We start from the raw sequence: 24,586 nt of genomic DNA, 5'->3' as shown, positions 1-24,586 counted from the left end.
GCATGATTATTATCACTTCCCGGACAAAGCCGGTTGATGAAAGAATGTCTTACTTTCAACGTTATATAACGTCATATGCTGACCCCAGACACAGCCAGTATCGAGCGCTATTACATCTTGACGTCGGGTCTCACCCATTAACGCAGCCCAGTGTCCAAATATTACGCGATTATCGGATTCAGGCCAAAAGTTAAACCACGGCTTAAACGAATCCTGCGATGAACTTTGATACGGATTATCTTTTTTAGAAAATTCGAGTTCACCATCCGGGCTGCAGTAACGCATTCTGGTAAATGCGTTCACTATAAAACGGTATCGGTCGAATTCTTGCAGACTTGAGTCCCATTTTTCAGGAGTGTTGCCAAATAGTTCGCGCATGAAGCTCTCAAATTGAGTGCTGACAAGAACATTTTCGACTTCGTTAGCGTATTGAGCTGCTTCTTCCAGCTTCCACCAAGGGTAAATTCCTGCATGGGCTATAACCGTTTCATGACTTTTTAGCTGCTGCAGCAAGGGCTGCTGACGCAGCCAGTCTAGCCAACGGAAACGTTCGCTATCAGCAAGTAAGGTGTCGAGTTTATCCTTCGGGTTTGGCTTGCGGTAGCCGAGTAATACGGCCATTAAGTTTAAGTCGTGGTTGCCCAATACAGTATGCACTGAACGGCTGTTTTGATAGAAGAACCTGAGTGCATCACGAGAGTCCGGACCGCGCGCAACAATATCCCCAACGCACCATAGAGTATCGTTTTCTGGGTTAAAACTGACTTTGGTTAGCAGAGCTTCAAGTTCGCGGAAGCAGCCTTGAATATCTCCAACAATGTAATGGCTCATAGTTAATGAATAATATTAGGAATAGCCAACCGGAATGAGGGAATCGGTGTTTTAAACTGCTCGCCCTGGGCATCTATCATCAAATAATGACCTTCCATAGTACCAATAGGTGTTGCCAGGACCGTACCGCTCGTATAGCTAAAAGACTCTCCTGCCTCAAGCTTCGGTTGTTGACCGACAACACCGTCACCAGCTACCCGGGTTATTTTACTGTCTGCATCAGTAATTCGCCATTCACGGGCAAGCAATTGTACCAACTGACTGGATTCATTGGTTATGGTTATCGTATAAGAAAACACGTACTGGCCGGCATCAGGGTTCGACTGCGCCGCTAAATATTGCGTTTTTACATCAATTTCAATTTTACTGACTGTCATTCTTTTCCGCTTGTTCTGTGAGCCAGTCCGATATTCTGCAGTAGTCATCCACCGATAACGTCTCTGGTCTGGCGCCAGGATTAATGCCAAGCGCTTCGAGTTGCTCTGCAGGAACCAGCTGTTTTAAGTTGTTACGTATTGTTTTACGGCGTTGATTGAATGCTGTCAAACATAAGCTGTGTAGCTGAGCTTTGTCTTTCACCGGGTGTGGGCTGTCTTTGTATGGCTCTAAACGAACGACGGAAGACTCAACTTTAGGTGGCGGTGTAAAGGCTGACGGTGGAACCGAAACTACAGGTGTTACTCTGCAGGCTTGTTGCACGCCGACGCTAATTCGACCATAGCTTTTTGAGCCGGGTTCTGCAGCCAGGCGATCCACAACCTCTTTTTGCAGCATAAAGTGCATGTCCTGTATGTGCTCTGCAAATTTTAGCAGGTGGAAAATCAAAGGCGTCGAAATATTGTAAGGTAAATTACCGAATACTCTTGCCTGCGCTTTCTCTGCAAACTGGCTAAAGTCGATGCTTAATGCGTCTCCCTGTATCACTTCGAGTTTCGCACTTAAAAAAGGATGGTGTTGAAGACGCTCAACCAGGTCTCGGTCAATTTCAATGACCTTCAGATGGCCGGCGCGATCCACTGTGGGTTCGGTTAACGCTGCTAGCCCCGGACCAATTTCAATGAGGTTTTCACCAGCTTGAGGGTTAATGGCATCAACTATCTGTTCAATAATGTGCTCATCGTTCAGAAAGTTCTGACCAAACCGCTTCCGTGCACGGTGCCCCAGATGGGTTTTGCTCCCGCCTGAGTGTTTACTCCCATTTTGGTTTTTACTCATAGTACGCTGCTCTTGCCATATCGATAGCGGTTTTCATTGCCAGTCGACAACTACCGTCATTTATTTTACCTGTTCCAGCCAGTTCAAGGGCTGTACCGTGGTCCACAGAGGTTCGTATATAAGGTAGACCCAGAGTGATATTTACCGCTTGACCGAAGCCCTTATATTTTAGCACGGGGAGCCCCTGGTCATGATACATAGCAACTACTGCACTGGCGTCTTCCAGGTATTTTGGCTGAAAGATAGTGTCCGCCGGGTAGGGGCCATGTAGGTTCATACCCTGTTGCTTCAGATGCTCTATGACTGGAGATATAGTCTCAATCTCTTCACGGCCCAAGTGTCCGGACTCTCCGGCATGAGGGTTTAAACCACAAACCAGAATTTTTGGGGAGGACTCACCAAATTTCTTGCTCAGGTCGTTATGCAGAATCGTTAAAATGTTGGTCAGGCGCTCTTTGGTCACTGCTTTTGCAACATAGGCTAAAGGGATATGAGTCGTTACCAAAGCAACGCGTAAGCCTTCGGTGGCCAGCATCATCACAACATCATTGCAGTTGGCTTCGTGGGCTAAAAACTCTGTGTGTCCCGAGAAAGCAACGCCTGCCTGGTTAATCACGCCTTTATGCACCGGACCTGTGACGATTGCATCAAACTCGCCTGCAAGGTTGCCATCGGAGGCTCGCTTTAAACAGTCCACTACGTAATGACCGTTAGATACAGATAGCTGACCGGCAGTGACTTCTTCGCATACAGGGATGTGCTCAACCCATAAATGGCCAGGCTGGTGTTCTGGCACGTCCTCACCTTTACGATAGCGATGCAAAGTAATGGGCAGGTTGAGTTGCTCAGCGCGCTGTTTTAATAAGTTTTTGTCGGCACAGACAATCACAGCAGCCGGCCAGGGCTGCTGTGCAATTTTTATAATCAGATCCGGGCCTATACCTGCCGGCTCACCCGGTGTAAAAACTAGTGTCGGTAGACTCACTCGGCAACTCTTCTGACATAGGCCTGATCACGTTTTTCCTGTAGCCAGTTATCTAACTCTTCGCGGAACTTCCGACTGAAAAGCATTTGATAAGCTCGTTCTTGTTTACTTTCTTCAGTGGCGTCCTGAGTTCTGCGTTCAGTAACTTCCACGATGTGCCAGCCAAACTGAGTACGGAAAGGCTCGCTTATGGTGTTTGCTTCAATGGTTTCAACTTTTTGCTTGAATTCTGGTGCATATTTGTCAGGGCGTGCCCAGCCTAAATCACCGCCGCGTGAAGCTGAGCCTGGATCCGCTGAGTGCTCTCGGGCAAGTTCGGCAAAAGTTTTTTCGCCATTGGCAATTTGCTCACGATAGTTGTTGAGCATTTCTTTCGCTTTATTGTCCGACAAGATAACTGATGGTTTTACTAAAATATGTCGAGCTTTGACTTCCTGGACTTCTACCGTTTGTTCGCCACGTTTGTCCTGAACTTTTAGAATGTGAAAGCCAATACCGCTACGAATAGGACCAACAACTTCACCAACGGGTTTTCCGTCGACGGCTTCAGCAAATAGTGTCGGCATACTGTTCGCTGTCATCCAGCCCATATCACCACCTTCTAAAGCAGCAGAGCCTGATGAAGAACGTACCGCCAGGTCAGAAAAGTCCCGCCCTTTTTCAAGAAGGCTTAAAACGGCATCAGCACGTTCTTTGGCTTTTTCAAGTTCAGCTTGCGAAGCATCGGAATCCGCGGCGATTAATATTTGAGCCAAGCGGTATTCTTCCTGAACTTCCTGATTATTATCAATGAGTTTTACCAGGTTATTTATTTCCTGAGGCGTAATTGCAACTCGTTGTCGCACGGCAGCTCTTTGAACTTGCTGAATAACAATTTCATTACGGACATTTTCCCGGTACGAAGCCCAGGTCATGCCGTTATTGACCATCTCTTCGCGCAGCTCAGCAACAGTGATGTTTTGATTGTTGGCGATGTCGCTAATGGCTTGCTCAAGTTGACCGTCATCGACCTCGATGCCCATGCGGTCAGCCATCTGAAGCTGAATTTCCTGTAATATTAAACGTTCAATTGCCTGAGTTTCCAAAACCTCATCGGAAGGGGCATTACCATTATTAAAGTTTTGACTGTTTTTTACTTGCCGAACCAGATGATCAATTTGGCTTTGCAGAACCACGCCTTCGTCAACAATAACGACGACACGATCCAGAATCTGTTGAGCCTGAACGCTATTATTCAGCAAAAGGGACGATGCTATCAGCACTGCTGCTGAACAAAACATTGCAATTTTTTTCATTATACCTACCACTAGTTACTGAGATAAAAAGGACGGCGGTAGCCGTACGTACTTTTCTCAAGCATGTTAATTAGACCACTGTTATCAGAAGCTAATCCACTGATAATAAATTGTATACTAATGCCGTTGTCAAACTGTGTGTCGCCGTTTATCTGGTTCGCACTAAATGCTGGCTCGAGATCACGGTTTATACGTCGGTAAGCACTAACTCGTAATGCCCAGCAACAACTGCTGTATTGGACGCCCACCATAGCATCATTTAAACGGTCATGTGTGAGATCGTAAAAGACATTTGCAGCTACTTGCCAACGCGAACTAGCCGACCAAACTGCTTGTGTTCCAACCTGCTCTATATCGTTATTCAAAATATTTGTTGCTGTGCGGTGACTCACTTGTACCAGGTTCGAATTGTCTTTGCGAAACTCTATCGCGGTCTGACTCTTACGGGTGCTGTTAAGTTCCGTATCGTACTGAATTGAGCTGCGCAACGACCAGTTCTCATCAACCGCCCAGTTTATGTCAGCCACCCACTCACTGTTACTGGAAGTCGTGGTTTCTTCATTAGCGGCGAATAGCTGCGTGCGACTGTCTTCAATGTTGTATATTTGACCAAGACTGGCGCGTAGCATTTCACGTTCATTCTGAGTGAACAAGCTGCTACTGATTCCGTAAGTTACCTGGTTGGCCTCTGCTATACGGTCCAGACCTGAAAACCGACGGCTACGGAATAGACCATGATAGTCGTCCTGTAACAGCGAAGTGTCGTAAATACCGATGTCTTGTTGGTTTTCATAGGGCACGTAAAGGTATTGAATTTGCGGCGATAACGTTTGACGGTATTGATCATTGCCAATTTCAACAGACCTTTCCAGGTGCATACGAGCTCTGACCCGCGCTCTTGGCAACGTCCGTGTGACACTTTCCGCAATTGCACTGTCCGGACTTTCCTGCCAGTAGCGTGTATAAAGATAAGACAGCTCCGCTTCGGTATCGAAGGCCGGCTTTTCATAACGATATCTTAGGCTCGGTTCAATATGGGCGCGGGTAGCGTATTCGCGTGATTGGTCCTGATTCTGAAAATAAGTCAGTTCGTTATAAATACCTGCACTGAAACCATGAAGAGTCTTTGCGCTATAGTCCACGCTCAATTGCGGAAGTGTCCGGTAGGGGCTTCGGTAATCACCTATCAGCTCATAGTCTTCAGTCCGCAGTTGAGCGGTCCAGTTATCGTTATCGTAGTCCAGCTGTGCGACACGGTATAAATGAGTATCGGCTCTGCCAGCGAAGTCACTGCCAAAGTCGTTTAAATAATTGTCGTCGCTAATTTCGGTGGCATCCAGGTAAAAGCTTAGGTCCGGATTAATCTGCGCTGCATGCTGAACATGCCAAAGGTAACGCTTTTTATTTTCGATGCGGGTATCGTCATTACCTAAATACTCTAAATTGAATTGTCCGGCATTTTGCCCAAATAGATAGCGATACTCGCTTTTCAACATAGTGCCGCGTTCGGACATATAGACTGGCGCTATAGTGGCATCCATATTGGGTGCAATATTAAAGTAATAAGGGATTTCTACTTCAAAGCCACTGTTAGATGATGAGTCAAAAGTAGGGTAAAGCAGCCCGGTCTTTCTCGCGTCACTTATAGGAAAGTTAAAGTAAGGCAAATAAAGAATGGGCACGTCGAATAGCTCGAAACGGGCATGCCAGGCTTCCCCGAAATCACTGGTTTCATTAATTTGAATACGCTGCGCGCGTAATTGCCAGGCTGGTGAATCTCCGGGGCAAGTGGTAAAGCTTGAGTCCTGCAATAACACCTCTTGTCGAGATAAAGACAGACGTTCAGCATGACCCCGGGCATTATGATCCTGCAGACGATAATCGCTATTATAAAGCTCTGCTCTGTCTTCATTCAGGTCGAGAAATAAAGAATCGCCTGTGACGTTAAGGTAGCCGTCACTAAAGGTAATACCGTCAGAGGCAATAATTTCTCCTTTTTGCTGGTCGACTGTCGCTTTTGATGTGGATAGCCATTGCCCATCACGGTGAATAATAACGTTACCGGTAAAGTACGCCTTCTCATCTGCAAAAATTTCGGCGCTGCGCGATTCAACGCCAATAGTGCCTGCTTCAGTTTGCTGCAGTTGCACTGAACCAATTACATTTTCTGCGGGCCGGGAAGCCTCACAAGCCATGCCTTGTTGCACGTTTTGATTTTGTAAAGCCGCTAGCGCATCGCCAGTAAACGACAGTAGCATCAGCGGAGTAATAAACCTTAGCAGCAATTGAATCTTCCGTTCGTTGTTATTAAATGCATTTATTCTGTTTTGCAGCGCGAGGGTATAATAAAGCAATTTTGTTTGTTTCGCTATTTGGTACACTGCTAGTTTTAAGGCTTTGCGACAAAATTTGGTGGAGGATAATTTGGAAGACAAACGAGAAGTGGCTCTGCAGGCTTGGTGCGAAGCCCAGACCGGGGTTCCCCAGCCGACTTTAGAGGTTGTATCCGGCGATGCCAGTTTCCGTCGTTATTTTCGGGCAACTAACGGAAAAGAAAGCCTGATAGCGGTTGACTGTCCACCGGAAAAGGAACCTATGGAACCTTTTTTGGCGGTTGCACAAGCGTACGCTGATGCTGGCGTTACTGTGCCTGAAATTATCGCAGCCGATACCGAGCAAGGTTTTATGTTGCAGTCAGATTTCGGCCAGATTTTGTTGCTCAGTAAGCTACACCCTCGTAATGCCCGGCAGTACTATCAGCAAGCTTTAGCGGCTTTGCCGAATATTATGTCAGTACGCAGTACCGAGTTAGGTGAATTGCCTGCGTTCGACACGGCTTTGCTCAAACGCGAGTTGTCGTTGTTTAAAGACTGGCTGCTCCAGACTCACTTAAACCTTAACTGGAATAATGAAGACCAGGAAATTTGGCAGCAATTCAGCCAGCAACTTATTGATAATGCACTGGAACAGCCTCAGGTTGGGGTGCACAGAGATTACCACTCACGTAATTTAATGCTGCTGGATGACGACAGCATTGGGGTTATTGATTTTCAGGATGCGGTGTTGGGACCGGTCACCTACGATGCGGTCTCGCTGTTACGAGACTGCTATATTGAGTGGCCCGATGAATGGGTGGCTGAACTGGGTGAGGGCTTGCGGCAAAGGCTCGTTCAGTCAAACCATTTGGCTGCTCAGATTGAGCCTGAACAATGGCAGCATTGGTTCGACTGGATGGGCTTGCAGCGTCATACTAAGGCCGCAGGTATCTTCGCCCGCCTGGCTCATCGTGACCACAAGCCGGGTTACTTACAAGACGTTCCCAGAACTTTAGGTTATTTACAGCGAGTAAGTGCTAACTATTCACAGTTGTCAGATTATAACCAATGGCTGGAAAAACGCGTCATACCGGCCTGGAAGGAAGCAAAGTGAGAGCAATGATCTTAGCCGCTGGCCGAGGCAATCGCATGCGGCCGTTAACTGATAATCAGCCTAAACCTTTGCTACCCATAGCGGGTAAACCGTTGTTGGCTTATCACTTAGAAAAGCTGGCGCAGGCCGGCGTGAATGAGGTTGTTATTAATCATGCCTGGCACGGTGAGCAAATTGAGAACTTTGTTGGTGACGGCAGTCGGTGGGGGTTACAGGTATCTTTTTCCGCAGAACCGGAAGGTGGGCTGGAAACTGCCGGTGGTATTATTAAAGCCTTGCCCCTATTAGGTGACGAACCTTTCTGGGTCATTAACGGAGATATTTGGACCGACTGGGACTACCGTGATCTGCCGACTCAACTGGAAAAGGAACAGTTGGCGCATTTGATCATGGTTAAGAACCCTGTTCATCATCCTGAGGGCGACTTTGCTTTAGAAAATGGCTTGTTGGTTAATGACGGAAGTGAGCGCAAGACGTTTTCCGGTATTGGCTTATACCGAAAAGAGCTGCTGGAACCATACCCTCAGGGCAAGCAGCCACTTAAAACCTTCTTTGACCGGGCAATAAATCAAAGCAGGTTAGCAGCAAGCTATTGGGAAGGGCACTGGACCGACGTAGGGACCCCTGAGCGGCTGCATCAACTTAACCAGCAGTTGGAGAAATAACATGGTTTGGGGAAAAGTAGTAGGAGCCTTGGCAGGTTTTGCATTTATGAAATGGCCGGGCGCTATTTTAGGCGTTCTGATTGGCCATTGGTTTGATCGGGGAATGGCTCAGGACTTTTCCCAAAAAGGCGCCTGGGGACGCTTTTTATACGGTGCAGAGAAGGCTGCCGGGGATGCCAACTTCATTTACACCTTGTTTGCTGTAATGGGTCATGTTGCCAAGGCAAAAGGAAAAGTAACAACCAGTGACATTGCGCAGGCGCAGGAGCTTATGCGGCGCCTGAACTTAAGTTCTGATGCAACCCGTGAAGCGCAGGAAGCGTTCAGAGAAGGTAAAGAACCGACATTTCCTTTGCAGCAGGTCATGAAAGATTTTAGTGCGTCCTTTTACGGCAACCGGGATGTCTTGCAGCTTTTCATGGAGCAGTTAATTGGTCTGGCATTGAATGACGGAATTCTGGAAAAGTCGGAGCATGAAGTGCTGGTTAACGTTGCTAAGTCTCTGGGCTTTACGCGCTTTCAGTTAGACCAATGGTTAATGATGGAAAAAGCGGCTTTTCGTTTTCATCAGCATCGCCGTCAGCAGCATCAACAACAGCGTAAAACCACCAGTCAGGATGAAATTAACAACGCCTATGAAGTGCTTGGCGTGACCGCCCAGAACAGTAACGCTGAAATTAAAAAAGCTTATCGTAAACTTATGGCCCGACATCATCCGGACAAGCTGGCATCGAAAGGCCTACCTGAAGAAGTCATGAAGCAGGCTCAGCAACGGGCGCAGGATATTCAGGCGGCTTATGAAAAAATCAAAGAAAAGCGGGATATTCGTTAAAAGATTGCTGCTAAAAGCCGTGAAACTCAAGCCAGCCTTTTATGGTTGAGATTAACTCACGCTGCCCGGCATTCCCGGAGTTGATAAGTTGTCGCTGCCGGTAAGCCGGGTGCTGATATTTACTCGCCAGCTTTTTGCGCAGTTGCCAGTGCTTGCTTATCCATTGATTACTTTCAGCACTGCGAATATCCAGAACCGGCAGTTGTGACTGACTAATACGGTCGGCAAGAGCGCGGTTATACTGAAATTGCGGAACATAAGCATTAATCAGGACGATAGCATCCGGCATTATCGACGGATCACTTTCTAACAGTCGCAAAGTAATATCCGCTGTAATACCTTCAACCACCCACACTGAGAAGCCCGGCCGGCTTAAGGTCTCGTCCAGAAGCAGTGTCATGCGTTGTTGCAAGGCGCCAACCAGAGGCTCGAAGACCTCTTCATCAGCTGCTTCAGGAAAGTGTGTGGCACTGGCGGGGGTCTGCAGATTGTCCGTGCGTATGTCATTTTCCGGCGGAGTGAGCGCCCAGGTGGTCCAGCCAAAATCCGGTGCGTTTTCATACACCGGGCGAATATAAAAAGACTGCAAGGGATGATAGTGCCAGTCGGGTATAAGCACGATTTGACCGCGCTCAAAAGCCTGTAGGTATTCTTTCTTTAAAACCAAATAGCGTTGGTCGTCATTACCGGACAACCAGTGTAGCTGGTCTTGCGGTAAATAACGTTGTAAGTCGTCCTGGCTGACTGCGGGACTGATACACAGTGCCGCGAGTAGCAATAATGAATAACGCTTCATGCAGCTTATATCGGCCACAGCGGCGTCAGCTTGAGCGCAAAGTATTAAAACGGAACCGGGCTATGAAAGGCTATAGGTTGTTCAGTTTGTGGGTGTGTTACGCAAAGGTCCTCAGCATGCAGCAATAAGCGTTCAGCGGCAGAAAACGCCTCACTGTGCGCATAGAATTTATCGCCTAATATCGGGCAGCCAATGGCCTGCATATGAACTCTAAGCTGGTGCGAGCGGCCAGTGTATGGGGTCAGTTCAACACGACTACACTTGCCGTCAAATTCACTCACCCGGTAGAAGGTCGTACTTGGTTTGCCGGTGAAAAAATCCATATGCTGGCGCGGGCGATTCGGCCAGTCGCAGGAAAGCGGGAGTTCAACTTCGCCCTGTGAAGCAGGTAGTTCCCCCCATACCTTGGCAATGTATTTTTTGTGGGTTGTGCGGTCCTGAAATTGTTTGTTCAGGTGGCTTTGTGCAGCTTTGGTTTTTGCCAGTAACAAGATACCGGAGGTGGCCATATCCAACCGATGAACCACTCTAATTTCCGGGTGTACCCGTTGCACTCGAGTATAAGTGGAATCTTTATGCTGCGGTCGTTTTCCCGGAACACTCAATAGTCCGCTGGGTTTATCAACCACCAACAACTGAGCGTCTTCATAAATAACTTGAAGAAATGGCGTTGTTGGTGGCTCATAGTGAAGCAGCGTCATTAATGGTTGTTCACCAAAATGCGAACAGCCTGTAGCGACAACTGCGGACTTTCCAGTGCCGCTGTAATCTGCTCTTCGCGCCAGTTTATAGCTTCTATTTCACTGCTGCGTACCGATGGGTTTTTCTTCTGCAAGTCGAGCAGTCGTTGGCGTTCATGTTGCAGTGCCGCTGTAGCCTCTTGTCTTACCTGCTCCAGTTGCTCTTGCTGCCATTTGCGTGCTTGTTGTTGGCCTGACTGGATAAGCTTTTGCGCTGCATCTCTTAGCTGGCGCAATACCTGACGGGCGGTTTTCTTATCAATGAAGTTAGACTGCTGATCCAGTAGCTCGCGCGATACTTTGGCAGAGAGCTCCTGCCCCTGACCATTAAACAGAAGCCGCAGGCTTTGCAGTGGGCAAAACTCCTGTAGGGCCGCGGCTTTAGGCGCAGGAACTATGCTGGCAAAGTCTAATTCAAGGAACCAGCTGCCCGCCGGAATTGCCGGGTTTTTTAACTCGGCCACACAAGTGCTGCCAAAGTCATCAGCAGTCAGCAACTCGAGCGCTGCTTGTACCATCGGGTGATCCCAGCTCAGAAAGTCGGTATCTTCAAAGTTCAGCGCGGTAACCCTGTCAAAGGTTATGGTAATACCGTCGTCTGGCAAACCAGGCAGACTGCCAACACGCATGTGTTCTCCCGGGCGAATAAACCAGCGTTCTTCATCCAGAACTTCGTTATTAACACCAAAACGGTCAAAGAAGGCAATCATGAAATCGGCGAGCGTATCGGTATCGCTGTCGCTATGAATTTGCTCTATGATTTTTTCTGCGGTTTCCGGGCGACAAGCATTGAGTGCCTGCAGCTTGTCCTGACCTTCCCTGTTGTGCTCCAGCCAGGTTTTGTGCAGCTCTTTTGTCTGCTCTAATAGTTCAGAACTTAAAGGCTGCTGTTCAGTAATAGCCTGCTCAATTTCAGCGCCGAAAGCGTCGTACAGTTTACGGCCTATCGCATTACACTGAGTGAAGGCATTCATTCCCTGCTCGTACCATGGCAGCAATATAGCTTCGGCAGAGCCTCTACAATAAGGCAGGTAAATATCAATGTCCTGCTGCTGGCCAATACGGTCTAAACGACCAATACGCTGTTCCAGCAAGTCGGGGTTGGCTGGTAAGTCGAATAAGATCAGTTGATGCACGAACTGAAAATTGCGGCCTTCACTGCCAATTTCTGAGCACAGTAGGATAGGGCTGCCATCTTCTTCGCTCGCAAAAAAGGCAGCAGAACGGTCTCGTTCGGTCAGCGTCATTCCTTCATGAAAGGTGGCCGCGTGCACACCTGCGAGTACGCGCAGAGCTTCAGACAAATCCAGCACTTGCTCCGCAGTTTTACAGATTAGCAGCGCTTTTTCTGAGCGGTTTTGCTTAATGTGCTCCAATAACCAGTCAATACGCGGATCTTCCATCCACCAGGGCATGTCTTCATCGGGTTCGCACTCGTCCAGTTCTACCGGATGAAAATGGCGTTCAGGGAATCCGCCGATATCGGCCCGACGGTTACGAAACATAACGCGCCCTGTGCCGTGTTTATCGAGCAAGTCATCAAGCTCTGCCGGGTCAGTCACAGACTCCGCCTGTTCCGCTAACTCTTTGTAGTGCGCCTGTTCTTGCTGGAAACTGGCAAAGTCGGAGAACCTGTCCGGATCCAGTAACTGCAGTCGCTGGAAATGTCCCTCAGCACCTTCTTGTTCTGGTGTTGCCGTTAGCAGCAGCAAACTGGGCACAGCTTCGCAAAGGTCTTTTACGGCGCTGAATTCAGGAGCATTCGGTTGCAGATGGTGGGCTTCATCAATAATCAGCAGATCAAATTCCGCATCGAGTAAGGCCTCATTCCAGCGTGACTCATGCATAAACCGACTACTGATAATAATGTGTTGTTCGGTCAGAAAAGGATTTTCACTGTCGGCTTCCGCTTGCTCACAACGTTCGTCATCAAACAGGGTAAAGTTCAGTGCAAAGCGGCGACGTAGCTCCACTAACCATTGGTGCATAAGAGACTCAGGCACAACAATGAGTGCGCGTTGAGAGCGTCCGGTGGTTAGTCGACGCTTAATGATCATGCCGGCTTCAATGGTTTTTCCTAAGCCCACTTCGTCGGCCAAAAGCACGCGTGGGTGATAGCGATCAGCGACCGTCTTAGCAATATACAGCTGATGCGGCAGCAAATGGGTACGAACGCCTAATAAGCCGGCCACCTCGCTTGCCTGGTGATGCGCCAAATGTTCACCAGCCTCACAGCGCAATTGATACATATCGAGTCGGTCGGCCTGACCAGCAAGCAAACGAGTTAATGCCGGATTACTGTCAACTTGATGCGAGAGTTGAGTTTCAGGAACAACAACTGACTCCTGGTTGTCATCACGCAGTCCGTGGTAAGTCACAATACCCTGTGACTCAGTCAGCTCCTGAATAGTGAAGCTCCAGCCGTCGGCGTGCTTACCTTGCTGTTGAACTTGCAACTGATATCGAGCCAGAGGCGCATCTTGAGCAGAGTACAGTCGCACTTCACCGGTGGCAGGGAACATCACGGTTAAGTGACGACCTTCGGCCTGAGTTATCATACCCAGCCCTAATTCGGTTTCAGTTTCACTGAGGTAACGTTGTCCAACTCTAAACTCGCTCACTACACACTCCCGCATGCCATTTTCTAAGGCCGCAATGGTACTTAATTCAGTCACCAATTCCGAGGAAAAATTTATTTCTGTAACCGTTATGTCATGAATTTTAGGCTAAGCTGTAAGAAAAGAATAATCACAGCAAAGGTATGCGCTAATGACTAAACACACCGGCAAGTTCTTTATCCTGGATACCAATATTCTTCTGCACGACCCGCTAGCCTTCCTCAATTTCGATGAACACAACGTTATTATTCCCATGGTGGTTCTGGAGGAACTCGACAAAATCAAAGATCGGAATAAGGACGTCAGCCGGGAAGCCCGGGTGGCTATTCGCTCTTTAGAAGAAGTGTTAAAAGAAGCAACACCAGAGGAAATTGTTGCTGGAGTGCCCTTAAGCAGAATGCATGGTGAGCATACCGCGAACGGAACCTTGGCTATTTTCCCGGATTATCAGCTTGAGCAAACCGAGTCGGTACTTTCGTTAGCGGAAAATGACCACCGGATTATTCAGGCCGCTCTGGAAATTCAGCGCGAGCGAGCCCCCGCGGGTGTGGTGCTGGTAACCAAAGACATCAATATGCGTCTGAAAGCCAAAGGCGCGGGCATGAAATTTGTTGAAGATTATCGTACCGACCAGCTTATTGATGACATTCGATTGTTGACCAAAGGCTTCTATAAATTTGAAGGGGATTTCTGGTCGCAGGTAGGTGAAGTGAAAACTCAACAGGAAGGTCGCGATGCGTATCACACCGTAAGCCGGGACTTGCTGCCGCAAATTTTTGCCAATGAATACATTATTGACTCAACAGACAGCTTTGCTGCCCGGGTAGAGGAGTACGACAACGACACCGTTACTTTAATGGACTTGAGCATCGAACGCATGATGTCTTACGGCGCCTGGGGTGTTCACCCTAAGAACATCTATCAGGCCATGGCGTTGCATGCATTGCTTGATACCAGCATGGATATGGTCATCCTGACTGGTCCTGCTGGCAGTGGTAAGACTTTCCTGGCTTTGTCAGCGGCCTTGCAAATGGTGGTAGAGCAGGGAATTTATGAGAAAGTTATCGTGACCCGCAATACCCCGGAAATTGCCGAGTCAATTGGCTATTTGCCGGGCACGGAAGAGGAAAAAATGGCGCCCTGGTTATCGGCAATAACAGATTCCCTGGAGGCTTTGCATAAACACGATGAGAGTATGGAGTCGAGCCTGAACTATATTATGAAAAAAGCCAATATTCAGTTTAAGTCACTCAACTTTATGCGCGGACGCAGCATACAGAACGCTATAGTCATTCTGGATGAAGCGCAGAACTTAACGGCGTCTCAGTTGAAAACCCTAATAACGCGTTGTGGTGAAAATACTAAGCTGGTGGTATCGGGTAATTTGGCACAAATTGACAGTTATTACTTAACGGCTGTGACTTCAGGTTTAACTTATATTGTTGAGCGCTTTAAAGACTACCCCGGTAGTGCAACAGTTAACTTGAATGGGGTGGTGCGGAGTCCGTTAGCTAAGTTCGCAGAAGAGCATCTTTAATCAGTTAATGGGCACAACCGTGTATTGCTCAGTGTTGACCTGAAACTCGGTTTCTCCTCCAACCTGGCCCAGAGGCATTGCCGCCGGGCCAGTAACATCTACTAGTATGTAATTCACGCCATTGTGTTTCACGCTAATGTCATCGCTTCTGCTACTAATAGATATACCGAAAACCGCATGGTTGGGCAGGTAAATGATTGCCATTTTTGGGGTCTCAATAATTTCTTTAATTACCGAGCTCATTAACGTGACTTTGCTGTCGCAGTCGCCCTGATTATAGTAGAGCAGCTGGTTAGGGGGTACGAAGCCATCTCCACGGCTATCAAGCTTACTGCTCAAGTCGTTATAAGGGATCTGCTGAATAAAGCTGGCGATGTAATTGATGTAATTGCGCTGTGTGTTGTTACCTAACTGCTCTCCAATAGCTTGTATTAACGGGCGTAATACAGCCGTCATTTCGCTGGCAATAGCGGGGTGGTCGGGAATAATGCCCTGTTCACCCGGAGGCAGAGTGAGCTGACGATAAAAGTTGGCTTCTAAATAATCATTCCAGCGTTCATTGTAGTATTCGTGTAAAAGCCTTTTGTATTCATTCAGCTGCGCTTGTTTTTCCTGAGTTCTGCTATTGGCGGTGACCAGCTCTACTGACTGTTGACGGGGTGTAAGGCGAGCCTGAATACCCTGCCATTGTTGCTGCCGGATGTAGCGATTCAACTGGTGAGTAAGCTCGCGTTGACTGCGCTCCAGATTAAATCCCCGATAACGCTTTAAAGGTTGCAGGAACTCTCTTTTATCGACCTGGAAGTCAAAGGATTGCTGACTGTCGTTAAAGTCACGCCATTGATAAGAAAAGGTTAACTGGCCGTCTTGGGTTCCGTTAAGGTTAAAAAAGTTTTGGCCATTTGCTGTTAGAGGAAGAGTAAAGAGTAACCAGATAACAGCACAGATTTTATGTGTCACTCTGATTACTCCTGTTGCCCCTTAAAACTTCATTTCAGTAATAGGGCTGTCTTCGAATTTAAGGTCTACTTGATACTCAATGCCGCCGGCGCGAACGAAAAAATAAGTCTTTTCTTTCTTAAAGACTTCTTGCAGGGAAACAAGCCTTAAGCCTGGGCGACGCTCAGCAGGTAAGTCTGTAAATTCAACTGAACCTCGCGAAACCAGTATGTTTTGGTAACGAGGACCAGTAATTAAAAGCAGTTTCTTATTTTCGTCTTTCAGTAGAATGGTATTACCCGTTACTGAATAGGGTTCTTCATTACCAAACAAAGCCAGCTCCTGTCGTGTCAACTTATTACTGACGACACTATAACGAATTATCGGTTTTTGGCAAATAACCGTTCAGAAAATCTTCAACAATTATTAACGCCGCTTGACTGTCGACAAGTCCTTTTTCCAATTTTCGAAAGCCGCCTTCGGCAAACAAGCTTTCGCGTGCGGCGGTTGAAGTCAGTCTTTCGTCCTGAAAAGTAACAGGTAAGCCGAAACGCCCATGAAGTCGGTTACCAAACTTTTTGGCTCGTTGCGTCAAGGGTTGTTCGGTGCCGTCCATATTCAGAGGCAGGCCAACGACCAGTTGCTCTGGTTGCCATTCGGCAAACAGCTTTTCAATAAGCTGCCAGTCGGGTATACCTTCCTTTGCTTTTAGCGCGGTTAATGGCGAAGCTGTTGCGGTAACGGTTTGACCAACCGCAACACCAATGCTTTTGGTACCAAAGTCAAAGCCAATAACAGTACTCATGCGTGGCCGACATCCGGTCCCAGTTGCCACACATCAAAACCAAGCTGCTCTGTGGCTTTTTGCCAGCGCTCACTTGCTGGTGTATTAAATAACAGCTCAGGGTCTGCCGGAATCGCTAACCAGGAATTCTCACCCAGTTCTTCCTCTAACTGACCGGCTTCCCAGCCTGCGTAACCCAGGGTCAGTAAAAACTGAGGCGGAGCCGCTGATGAACCTAAGGCTTCCAGAATATCCCGAGAGGTGGTCACCATGATGTCATCGCTCAGCTTCTGACTGGCACGCCAGTTATCCTGAGGTGGGTGAATCACAAAGCCCCGTTCACGACCCACGGGACCACCCTGGTAGACATTACCCTGCAAGTGCTGGTTATTTTCCGGGTAAACAATTTCCAGTTTATCCAGCAGCGAGGTAACGCTTAAATCTGCAGGCTGATTAATTACCAGCCCCATCGCACCTTCTTCATTATGCTCACAGATATAGGTCACGGTCCGTTTAAACATCGGATCGTTCAGCATAGGTGTTGCTATCAAAAAGTGATTCTGCAAATTGTTCATCGATTCACCGACTCCTTAACGATAATCTCTAACAAGGATATGGGGGCGTCTCATAGAAATTCAATTCAGCTTCTCTTCAATTGCCTGAAAGACCATTTCTGCAATATTGATGTCGTAGGCGTTTTCAATTTCACGCATACAGGTTGGGCTGGTGACATTAATTTCGGTAATGCGGTCGCCAATCACGTCCAGCCCAACGATAATGAGCCCTCGTTTTTTCAGTTCAGGTGCGACCTTACGAGCCAGAGCCCAGTCATTGTCGGATAAAGGTTGAGCCCGTCCGTTGCCCCCGGCGGCAAGGTTTCCGCGAGTTTCTCCGGCGCTGGGAATTCGCGCTAAAGAGTAAGGCACTGGTTCGCCATTAATGATAAGAATACGTTTGTCGCCGTCTTTAATTTCAGGCAGGTACTTTTGCACCATGGCGTAGCGCTGACCTTTTTCGGTCAGGGTTTCAATAATAACGCCCAGGTTACTGCCGTCTGCCCCTACTTTAAATATCGAAGCTCCGCCCATGCCATCCAGAGGTTTTAAAATCACATCACCGTGTTTTTTATGGAACGCTTTAATCACGTCAGCCCGGGAACTGACCAATGTGTCAGCAATAGAATCTGCGAACCATGAAGTAAAGAGCTTCTCGTTGCAGTCACGCAAGCTCTGCGGTTTATTCACCACCAGGCTACCGCGTTGCTCGGCCAGTTCCAGAATTTGCGTCGCGTATAAGAACTCGCTGTCAAAGGGCGGATCTTTACGCATCATAATGACATCAAAATCTTCAAGCGGGCGGTACTGGCTGTCACTTAAGCTGTAAAAGTCACTTTTTTGATCCTGAACACGAACTTCCCGAGCAAAGGCCATTGGTTGACCGTTATCAATAACTAAGTCGCCCATTTCCAGATAAAAACATTGATAGCCGCGAGCCTGAGCTTCCAGCAGTAAGCGGAAACTGGTGTCTTTTTCGGTTTTTACAGCGGCGATTGGGTCCATCACCATAGCTAATTTTTTCATGTAAACTCCTTTAACCTAAGTCGCCAAACTGATATTGCACGGTGGTAAGCGCCGATAGCGCGGCGGTTTCTGTTCGTAACACGCGAGGACCCAAACGCATTGGATTAAACCCTTGCTGTTCAGCAGCACTGACTTCTTCGTCAGTAAACCCACCTTCGGGCCCAATGAGCAATTGTATCCCCTTTTCGGCGTGTTGAAACGATGAAAGCGGTTTTGTCGCAGTGGGGTCTAAAGTCAGACGAAGCCCGGCAAATGTGCTTTCAATAAAGTCGCTGAATTGCTGAGCTGGTTTAACTTCAGGAATTACACTGCGACCACATTGTTCACAAGCTGAGCGCACAATTTTTTGCCACTGCTGCTGCTTTTTCTCCAGCCTGTCGCCACTGAGTTTAACGCCGCAACGTTCACTGAACAGAGGCGTAATTTCGGTAACGCCCAGCTCGACTGACTTTTGCAGAACAAAGTCCATGCGGTCACCGCGTGAAATGACCTGAGCAAGATGCACGCTGACAGGCGACTCTGAATCATTTACCTTGCTGCCGGTTGCAAGAAAATACGCAGACTTTTTTTGAACCGAGGTTATGGTCGCCTCGTAGTCTTGTCCGTCACCGTTAAATAAAGCAATGTTATCACCTACGTTCAAGCGCAATACTTTGATCAGGTGCTGGAATGCATCCGAGCTCAGTTCGGTTTCAGTTTGTAAATTTATAGAGGCGGGGTGATAAATCCGCGGTACTCGCATGTCGTCAGCCTTATTCGGACTTTTAGACGTCCAGAAGTAGAAAAAAACAGAGTGATCGGTTACATTATGCAACCAGTATTGAGTGATTTCATCAAAATAAAGGAATAGTGGGCATATGTCACGTCACCTGTTTACCTCAGAGTCAGTGTCCGAAGGGCATCCGGACAAAATTGCCGACCAGATATCCGATGCGGTTTTAGACGCAATTTTAGCAAAAGACCCGAAAGCCCGTGTTGCCTGTGAAACCTATGTAAAAACCGGTATGGTGCTGGTTGGCGGCGAAATCTCAACAAATGCCTGGGTGGATGTTGAAGACCTGGCCCGCGAGACTGTCAAAGATATCGGTTACCGACATTCTGATATGGGTTTTGACGGCGCATCGTGTGCGGTATTGAACGCCATTGGTAAACAAAGTGGCGATATCAACCAGGGTGTTGATCGCGCTCATCCCGAAGAGCAGGGCGCTGGTGATCAGGGCCTGATGTTCGGCTATGCTTCTAATGAAACCTCTGTTTTAATGCCTGCGCCAATTACTTATGCGCACCGCGTTATGCAGCGTCAGTCGGAAGTGCGTAACAATGGCACCCTGGACTGGCTACGTCCTGACGCCAAAAGCCAGTTAACCTTCGTTTACGAGAACGGTAAGCCGGTCGCTATTGATACCGTGGTTCTGTCAACTCAACACAGAGAAGACATTACTCAGGAAACGCTGCGCGAAGCGGTTATGGAAGAAATCATTAAACCGGTATTGCCGGAGCAGTGGATTTCCAAAGATACGCAATTCCATATTAACCCAACCGGACGCTTCGTCGTTGGTGGGCCTATGGGCGACTGCGGTTTGACGGGTCGTAAGATCATCGTCGACACCTATGGCGGTATGGCGCGTCACGGTGGCGGTGCTTTCTCAGGTAAAGACCCGTCAAAAGTTGACCGTAGTGCGGCTTATGCGGCGCGTTATGTTGCTAAGAACCTGGTTGCAGCCGGTTTAGCAGAGCGTTGCGAACTGCAAATTTCTTACGCTATTGGTGTTGCTGAACCAACCTCTATTAGCATTGATACCTTCGGAACGTCTAAGCACTCAGAAGAGCAGTTAATTGCGCTGGTGCGCCGTCATTTTGACTTACGTCCTTACGGATTAATCAAAATGCTTGACCTGGAGCGCCCAATTTATAAGCAGACAGCGGCATACGGGCACTTTGGCCGTAATAACCTGCCGTGGGAGCAAACGGACAAAGCCGCCGATTTACAGGCTGATATTTAAACAAAATTTTGCCTATAAATTTGCTTGTACCCCCTGAAATGTGGAGAATACGCGCATCGCAAGTTGCTCTTCATCTTCCAGGGGGTTTTTCATGTCAGATCGTCAATATCTCGCCAATGCTATCCGCGCGCTTAGTATGGATGCGGTTCAAAAAGCTAAGTCCGGCCACCCGGGAGCGCCCATGGGTATGGCAGATATCGCCGAAGTGCTATGGCGTGACTACCTGAAACATAACCCTAATAATCCGGGCTGGGCTGACCGCGACCGCTTTGTTTTATCAAACGGGCACGGCTCAATGCTGATCTACTCGCTGTTACACCTCTCAGGTTATGACCTGAGTATTGATGATTTAAAGCAATTCCGTCAGTTAGACTCAAAAACCCCGGGTCACCCTGAATATGGTTATACCCCTGGTGTGGAAACTACCACCGGTCCGTTGGGGCAAGGGCTTGCAAATGCGGTAGGTATGGCATTGGCCGAGAAAGTATTAGCCGCGCAGTTTAACCGTGAGAACCACGAAATTGTTGACCACCACACCTACACTTTCCTGGGTGATGGCTGTTTAATGGAAGGCATCTCTCACGAAGCTTGTTCGCTGGCGGGCACCTTAGGTTTAGGTAAGCTCATCGCGTTTTACGATGACAACGGCATTTCTATTGATGGCGACGTTGAAGGCTGGTTTACCGACGATACTGCGAAGCGCTTTGAGTCTTATGGCTGGCACGTAGTCAATAAAGTCGACGGACACGACTCAGCAGCCATCACCCGGGCTATTGATGAAGCCCGTGCTAACGAAGATAAACCGACTCTGATCATTTGCAAAACGGTGATTGGCTATGGCGCACCGAACAAACAAGGCTCTGAAAGCTGCCACGGTGCACCTTTGGGCGATGACGAGATTGCAGCAGCGCGCAAACAGTTGAACTGGCCACACGAAGCCTTTGAAGTGCCGGCTGATGTTTACCAAAAATGGTCTGCGGTCGATAAAGGCGCAGCGGTTGAGTCTTCGTGGAACAAACGCTGGGTGGCTTATGAACAGGAACACCCGCAACTGGCAAAAGAATTGAAGCGCCGTTTGAATGGAGAGCTTCCGGAAAACTTCGAAAACACGGTACACAACTATGCTAAGCAACTGCAAAGTAGCCCAGAAGCTATAGCTACGCGCAAGGCGTCATTGAATGTACTGAATGAGTTTGGTCCTAAATTACCTGAACTGTTAGGTGGCTCGGCTGACCTGGCCGGCTCCAATCTAACCTTATGGAAGGACGCAAAAGGCATTACGGCGGATGACGCCAGTGGCAACTATGTGTTTTATGGCGTTCGTGAGTTTGGTATGTCCGCCATTATGAACGGCGTAACCCTGCATGGCGGGTTTAAAGCCTACGGTGCAACCTTCCTGATGTTTATGGAGTACGCCCGCAATGCTGTGCGTATGTCAGCGCTTATGAAACAGCCCAGCATCTTTGTTTATACCCACGACTCTATTGGTTTGGGTGAAGACGGGCCGACTCACCAGGCGGTAGAGCAGCTGGCTAATTTACGACAAACCCCTAATTTGCAGTGCTGGCGCCCGTGTGACCCGGTTGAAACCGCCGTTGCCTGGGGTGCGGCAATACAAAGCAGCAAAACGCCGACTGCGCTGGTTTTCAGCCGTCAGGGCATGCAACAGCAGGAGCGCAATGAAGATCAGCTCACTAATATTGCCCGTGGTGGTTATGTGCTGAAAGACTGCGACGGTGAGCCCGAAGTCATCTTAATAGCTACTGGCTCTGAAGTTGATTTAGCGGTTGAAGCTTATGAGCAACTTTCAGAACAAGGCCATAAGGTACGTGTTGTTTCTATGCCATCGACGAATGTATTTGATATTCAGGATTCTGAGTACAAAGAGTCTGTGTTGCCATCAAAGGTTACTCGTCGCGTTGCAATTGAAGCCGGTATTGCGGACTTCTGGTACAAGTACATTGGCCTCAACGGCGAAATCGTCGGCATGACCACCTTTGGTGAATCTGCTCCGGCCGGCGACTTATACAAACACTTTGGTATTACCGCAGAAAATACTGTGGCTGCCGCTAAACGTTTGCTGGGAGCGTAAATGAGCAAACCGGCTCGTATTGCAATTAATGGTTTTGGCCGAATTGGCCGCAGCTTTTTGCGTGCTTTGTATGAAAATGGCTATCGCGACAGCGTGCAGGTGGTTCTAATTAATGAACCTGCAGCGTCGGAAGCAATAGCTCATTTACTGAAATACGACTCAAGCCACGGCCGGTTTGGAGAAAAAGTGACGCACTCTGGTGACACTTTAACAGTCGCTGGTGACGCCATTGCTTTAACGCATCAAACCGAGATTGAAGCTGTTGACTGGCGCGCTAATGACGTTGACTTTGTGGTTGATTGTACCGGGGTATTTGGCAGCCAGGCTGACGGCCAGCTTTACCTGCAGCAAGGGGTGAAGCGAGTACTGTACTCTCACCCCGGCAAACCGGATGTTGATTTCACTGCAATTTATGGGGTGAATGAAAAAGAGTTAACGGCCGAGCATAAAGTCGTGTCTAACGGCTCCTGCACAACGAATTGTATTGTGCCGGTGATAAAAGTGCTGGATGACACTTTTGGTATTGATTCAGGCGCCATTACCACCATTCATTCAGCGATGCACGACCAACAGGTTATTGATGCCTACCACCCTGATTTAAGGCGTACCCGTGCCGCCGGGCGTTCTATTATTCCGGTGGATACGCGGCTGGCGCGAGGCATTGAACGTATACTGCCGCATTTAGAAGGGCGTTTTGAGGCTATTGCGGTGCGAGTGCCTACCACAAACGTCACCGCCATGGACTTAAGTGTTACGTTAAACAGTGATGCCACAATCGAGCAGATAAACCATGTGCTGCGTGAGCAAAGTGAGCATCAACTGGCGGGTATACTGGACTATACTGAAGAACCTTTAGTTTCAATAGATTTTAACCATGATCCACATTCTTCGATTGTCGATGGCACGCAAACCCGGGTCAGCCACAAGCGGCTGGTTAAGTTGTTGTGCTGGTGTGATAACGAGTGGGGCTTCGCTAATCGTTTGCTGGATACGGCAAAGACGATGGCTGAACAAATAGAACACTAAGTTTAGAGAGGATACCGCATGTCTGTCATTGCTATGACTGATTTGGATTTAAGTAATAAACGCGTACTTATCCGGGAAGATTTAAACGTTCCGGTAAAAAATGGCAAAGTTACCTCCGATGCGCGTTTAAAAGCAGCAATGCCAAGTATTCAACAAGCGTTAAAGGCTGGCGCTAAAGTTATGGTGATGTCTCATCTTGGTCGCCCGACCGAAGGTGAGTATGACGAGCAGTTCTCTATGCAGCCGGTTGTTGATTACCTAAAAGAGGCACTGGATTGCCCTGTCCGCCTGTGTAAAGACTACCTGGATGGTGTTGAAGTTAGTGCCGGGGAGCTGGTAGTTTTTGAAAACGTTCGCTTTAATGTGGGCGAAAAGAAAAACGACGACGAGCTTGCCAAAAAATTAGCCGGCTTGTGTGATGTTTATGTGATGGATGCTTTTGGCACCGCGCACCGGGCTCAAGCATCTACTCATGGTGTCGCTAAATATGCGCCAGTTGCCTGTGCCGGACCTCTGCTGGCTGGTGAACTAGAAGCTTTAGGCAAAGCACTGGAAAACCCTAAGCGGCCATTAGTGGCCATTGTTGGTGGTTCAAAGGTTTCGACCAAACTCACGGTACTGGAGTCATTGTCCGGCGTTGTTGACCAGTTAATTGTGGGCGGCGGTATTGCGAACACTTTTGTTGCGGCTGCAGGCCATAAGGTTGGTAAGTCATTATACGAAGCCGATTTAACCGACGAAGCTACCCGTTTAATGGCGCAGGCGAAAGCCAAAGGCGGTGACATTCCATTACCCGTTGATGTGGTGACAGGTAAGGAATTCAGCGCAGAAGCAACAGCTGAAACGAAAGCCGTTAACGCCGTTGCAGATGACGACATGATTTTTGATATTGGCCCGGAAACAGCACAGCAGCTAGCCGCTATGCTGAAAAATGCAGGCACCATAGTCTGGAACGGGCCAGTGGGTGTTTTTGAATTTGAGCAGTTTGGGCATGGTACAAAAACCATCGCCGAAGCCATTGCACAAAGTGATGCGTTTTCAATTGCAGGCGGTGGCGACACCTTAGCGGCAATTGATCAATACGCTATCGCTGATAAGATAAGCTATATTTCAACAGGTGGCGGAGCGTTCCTGGAATTCCTGGAAGGTAAAACATTACCAGCCGTTGCAATTTTACAAGAACGGGCTAAAGACGCCTGAACATAAGTTTTAAATAAGG

General features: G+C 48.2%; 23 protein-coding genes. 8 read left to right on the top strand and 15 right to left on the bottom strand.

From position 1 onward, the window contains the following. Positions 1–12 precede the first annotated feature (12 nt). Genes K5X84_RS10555 through K5X84_RS10530 form a run of 6 tightly spaced genes read right to left on the bottom strand, consistent with a single transcriptional unit; the run spans position 13 to position 6,611 of the window. Complete coding sequence (locus K5X84_RS10555) at positions 13–831, bottom strand: symmetrical bis(5'-nucleosyl)-tetraphosphatase (protein WP_054489612.1); 819 nt, start codon at positions 829–831, stop codon at positions 13–15. Between the two features lie 2 nt (positions 832–833). Beyond that, the gene (gene apaG, locus K5X84_RS10550; RefSeq protein WP_054489610.1) at positions 834–1,208 is read right to left on the bottom strand and encodes a Co2+/Mg2+ efflux protein ApaG; all 375 of its coding nucleotides are present in this window, start codon (positions 1,206–1,208) and stop codon (positions 834–836) included. Next, positions 1,195–2,046, bottom strand: coding sequence for a 16S rRNA (adenine(1518)-N(6)/adenine(1519)-N(6))-dimethyltransferase RsmA (gene rsmA / locus K5X84_RS10545; RefSeq protein WP_054489609.1), 852 nt, complete (start codon positions 2,044–2,046; stop codon positions 1,195–1,197). Before rsmA ends, apaG begins: the two co-directional genes overlap by 14 nt. After that, positions 2,039–3,031, bottom strand: coding sequence for a 4-hydroxythreonine-4-phosphate dehydrogenase PdxA (gene pdxA, locus K5X84_RS10540; protein WP_222235819.1), 993 nt, complete (start codon positions 3,029–3,031; stop codon positions 2,039–2,041). Before pdxA ends, rsmA begins: the two co-directional genes overlap by 8 nt. Next, positions 3,028–4,326, bottom strand: a complete 1,299-nt coding sequence (gene surA / locus K5X84_RS10535) for a peptidylprolyl isomerase SurA (protein ID WP_199494293.1) — start codon at positions 4,324–4,326, stop codon at positions 3,028–3,030. Before surA ends, pdxA begins: the two co-directional genes overlap by 4 nt. Positions 4,327–4,337: 11 nt before the next feature. After that, positions 4,338–6,611: an LPS-assembly protein LptD gene (locus K5X84_RS10530; protein ID WP_199494294.1), complete on the bottom strand. Its 2,274-nt coding sequence runs from the start codon at positions 6,609–6,611 to the stop codon at positions 4,338–4,340. Positions 6,612–6,750: 139 nt separating this feature from the next. Here K5X84_RS10530 and K5X84_RS10525 point away from each other — a divergent pair, with 139 nt between their 5' ends. The 3 genes from K5X84_RS10525 to djlA are packed head-to-tail and all read left to right on the top strand — an operon-like array spanning position 6,751 to position 9,252. Then, positions 6,751–7,755: an aminoglycoside phosphotransferase family protein gene (locus K5X84_RS10525; RefSeq protein WP_222235818.1), complete on the top strand. Its 1,005-nt coding sequence runs from the start codon at positions 6,751–6,753 to the stop codon at positions 7,753–7,755. Then, positions 7,752–8,420: an N-acetylmuramate alpha-1-phosphate uridylyltransferase MurU gene (gene murU / locus K5X84_RS10520; RefSeq protein WP_222235817.1), complete on the top strand. Its 669-nt coding sequence runs from the start codon at positions 7,752–7,754 to the stop codon at positions 8,418–8,420. The genes K5X84_RS10525 and murU overlap by 4 nt, the downstream gene beginning before the upstream one ends. Position 8,421: 1 nt before the next feature. Next, positions 8,422–9,252 carry a co-chaperone DjlA gene (gene djlA / locus K5X84_RS10515; RefSeq protein WP_054489597.1) on the top strand — a complete coding sequence of 277 codons (831 nt, stop codon included), beginning with the start codon at positions 8,422–8,424 and terminating at the stop codon, positions 9,250–9,252. A gap of 10 nt (positions 9,253–9,262) precedes the next feature. Here the strand turns inward: djlA and K5X84_RS10510 are convergent, their stop codons facing one another. The 3 genes from K5X84_RS10510 to rapA are packed head-to-tail and all read right to left on the bottom strand — an operon-like array spanning position 9,263 to position 13,409. Then, entirely contained in the window at positions 9,263–10,066 is an 804-nt protein-coding gene (locus K5X84_RS10510) for a DUF3530 family protein (protein ID WP_234972470.1), read from the bottom strand. Between the two features lie 26 nt (positions 10,067–10,092). Next, positions 10,093–10,749, bottom strand: coding sequence for an RluA family pseudouridine synthase (locus K5X84_RS10505; protein WP_054489592.1), 657 nt, complete (start codon positions 10,747–10,749; stop codon positions 10,093–10,095). Next, positions 10,749–13,409, bottom strand: coding sequence for an RNA polymerase-associated protein RapA (gene rapA / locus K5X84_RS10500; RefSeq protein WP_222235816.1), 2,661 nt, complete (start codon positions 13,407–13,409; stop codon positions 10,749–10,751). Before rapA ends, K5X84_RS10505 begins: the two co-directional genes overlap by 1 nt. A gap of 148 nt (positions 13,410–13,557) precedes the next feature. Between rapA and K5X84_RS10495 the strand changes: the two genes are divergently transcribed. Further along, positions 13,558–14,943 (top strand): PhoH family protein, encoded by a 1,386-nt coding sequence (locus tag K5X84_RS10495; RefSeq protein ID WP_222235815.1) that lies wholly within the window; start codon positions 13,558–13,560, stop codon positions 14,941–14,943. Here the strand turns inward: K5X84_RS10495 and K5X84_RS10490 are convergent, their stop codons facing one another. The 6 genes from K5X84_RS10490 to K5X84_RS10465 are packed head-to-tail and all read right to left on the bottom strand — an operon-like array spanning position 14,944 to position 18,988. Further along, positions 14,944–15,903, bottom strand: coding sequence for a hypothetical protein (locus K5X84_RS10490; RefSeq protein ID WP_222235814.1), 960 nt, complete (start codon positions 15,901–15,903; stop codon positions 14,944–14,946). A gap of 21 nt (positions 15,904–15,924) precedes the next feature. After that, a complete protein-coding gene (locus tag K5X84_RS10485; RefSeq protein WP_054489587.1) occupies positions 15,925–16,215 on the bottom strand; it encodes a hypothetical protein in 291 nt (96 codons plus the stop codon). A 37-nt stretch (positions 16,216–16,252) separates the two neighbouring features. Next, entirely contained in the window at positions 16,253–16,687 is a 435-nt protein-coding gene (gene ruvX / locus K5X84_RS10480) for a Holliday junction resolvase RuvX (RefSeq protein WP_054489585.1), read from the bottom strand. After that, positions 16,684–17,241, bottom strand: coding sequence for a YqgE/AlgH family protein (locus K5X84_RS10475; RefSeq protein ID WP_054489583.1), 558 nt, complete (start codon positions 17,239–17,241; stop codon positions 16,684–16,686). Before K5X84_RS10475 ends, ruvX begins: the two co-directional genes overlap by 4 nt. A gap of 60 nt (positions 17,242–17,301) precedes the next feature. Continuing rightward, a complete protein-coding gene (gene gshB, locus K5X84_RS10470) occupies positions 17,302–18,246 on the bottom strand; it encodes a glutathione synthase (RefSeq protein WP_222235813.1) in 945 nt (314 codons plus the stop codon). 10 nt (positions 18,247–18,256) lie between these two features. Further along, positions 18,257–18,988: a 16S rRNA (uracil(1498)-N(3))-methyltransferase gene (locus K5X84_RS10465; protein ID WP_222235812.1), complete on the bottom strand. Its 732-nt coding sequence runs from the start codon at positions 18,986–18,988 to the stop codon at positions 18,257–18,259. Positions 18,989–19,103: 115 nt separating this feature from the next. On the opposite strand from K5X84_RS10465, the gene metK reads away from it, so the two are divergent. The 4 genes from metK (at position 19,104) to K5X84_RS10445 (ending at position 24,567) form a co-directional block, all read left to right on the top strand. Then, a complete protein-coding gene (gene metK, locus K5X84_RS10460; protein ID WP_222235811.1) occupies positions 19,104–20,249 on the top strand; it encodes a methionine adenosyltransferase in 1,146 nt (381 codons plus the stop codon). A 91-nt stretch (positions 20,250–20,340) separates the two neighbouring features. Continuing rightward, positions 20,341–22,341: a transketolase gene (tkt, locus tag K5X84_RS10455; protein ID WP_222235810.1), complete on the top strand. Its 2,001-nt coding sequence runs from the start codon at positions 20,341–20,343 to the stop codon at positions 22,339–22,341. Then, positions 22,342–23,367 carry an erythrose-4-phosphate dehydrogenase gene (epd, locus tag K5X84_RS10450; RefSeq protein ID WP_199494304.1) on the top strand — a complete coding sequence of 342 codons (1,026 nt, stop codon included), beginning with the start codon at positions 22,342–22,344 and terminating at the stop codon, positions 23,365–23,367. A gap of 18 nt (positions 23,368–23,385) precedes the next feature. Next, positions 23,386–24,567, top strand: coding sequence for a phosphoglycerate kinase (locus tag K5X84_RS10445; protein ID WP_222235809.1), 1,182 nt, complete (start codon positions 23,386–23,388; stop codon positions 24,565–24,567). Positions 24,568–24,586: the final 19 nt, after the last annotated feature.

It is taken from the genome of Idiomarina abyssalis, assembly GCF_019797805.1.
Taxonomy (GTDB): Bacteria; Pseudomonadota; Gammaproteobacteria; order Enterobacterales; family Alteromonadaceae; genus Idiomarina; species Idiomarina abyssalis.
This window is presented reverse-complemented; position numbering and strand designations above follow the sequence as displayed.

Coding starts and splice junctions, on each gene's coding strand:
- K5X84_RS10555 (WP_054489612.1), bottom strand. CDS start 831: ATGAGCCATTACATTGTTGGAGATATTCAAGGCTGCTTCCGCGAACTT.
- tkt (WP_222235810.1), top strand. CDS start 20,341: ATGTCAGATCGTCAATATCTCGCCAATGCTATCCGCGCGCTTAGTATG.
- epd (WP_199494304.1), top strand. CDS start 22,342: ATGAGCAAACCGGCTCGTATTGCAATTAATGGTTTTGGCCGAATTGGC.
- apaG (WP_054489610.1), bottom strand. CDS start 1,208: ATGACAGTCAGTAAAATTGAAATTGATGTAAAAACGCAATATTTAGCG.
- K5X84_RS10475 (WP_054489583.1), bottom strand. CDS start 17,241: ATGAACAATTTGCAGAATCACTTTTTGATAGCAACACCTATGCTGAAC.
- rsmA (WP_054489609.1), bottom strand. CDS start 2,046: ATGAGTAAAAACCAAAATGGGAGTAAACACTCAGGCGGGAGCAAAACC.
- ruvX (WP_054489585.1), bottom strand. CDS start 16,687: ATGAGTACTGTTATTGGCTTTGACTTTGGTACCAAAAGCATTGGTGTT.
- K5X84_RS10495 (WP_222235815.1), top strand. CDS start 13,558: ATGACTAAACACACCGGCAAGTTCTTTATCCTGGATACCAATATTCTT.
- K5X84_RS10465 (WP_222235812.1), bottom strand. CDS start 18,988: ATGCGAGTACCGCGGATTTATCACCCCGCCTCTATAAATTTACAAACT.
- K5X84_RS10505 (WP_054489592.1), bottom strand. CDS start 10,749: ATGACGCTGCTTCACTATGAGCCACCAACAACGCCATTTCTTCAAGTT.
- gshB (WP_222235813.1), bottom strand. CDS start 18,246: ATGAAAAAATTAGCTATGGTGATGGACCCAATCGCCGCTGTAAAAACC.
- surA (WP_199494293.1), bottom strand. CDS start 4,326: ATGAAAAAAATTGCAATGTTTTGTTCAGCAGCAGTGCTGATAGCATCG.
- metK (WP_222235811.1), top strand. CDS start 19,104: ATGTCACGTCACCTGTTTACCTCAGAGTCAGTGTCCGAAGGGCATCCG.
- djlA (WP_054489597.1), top strand. CDS start 8,422: ATGGTTTGGGGAAAAGTAGTAGGAGCCTTGGCAGGTTTTGCATTTATG.
- K5X84_RS10445 (WP_222235809.1), top strand. CDS start 23,386: ATGTCTGTCATTGCTATGACTGATTTGGATTTAAGTAATAAACGCGTA.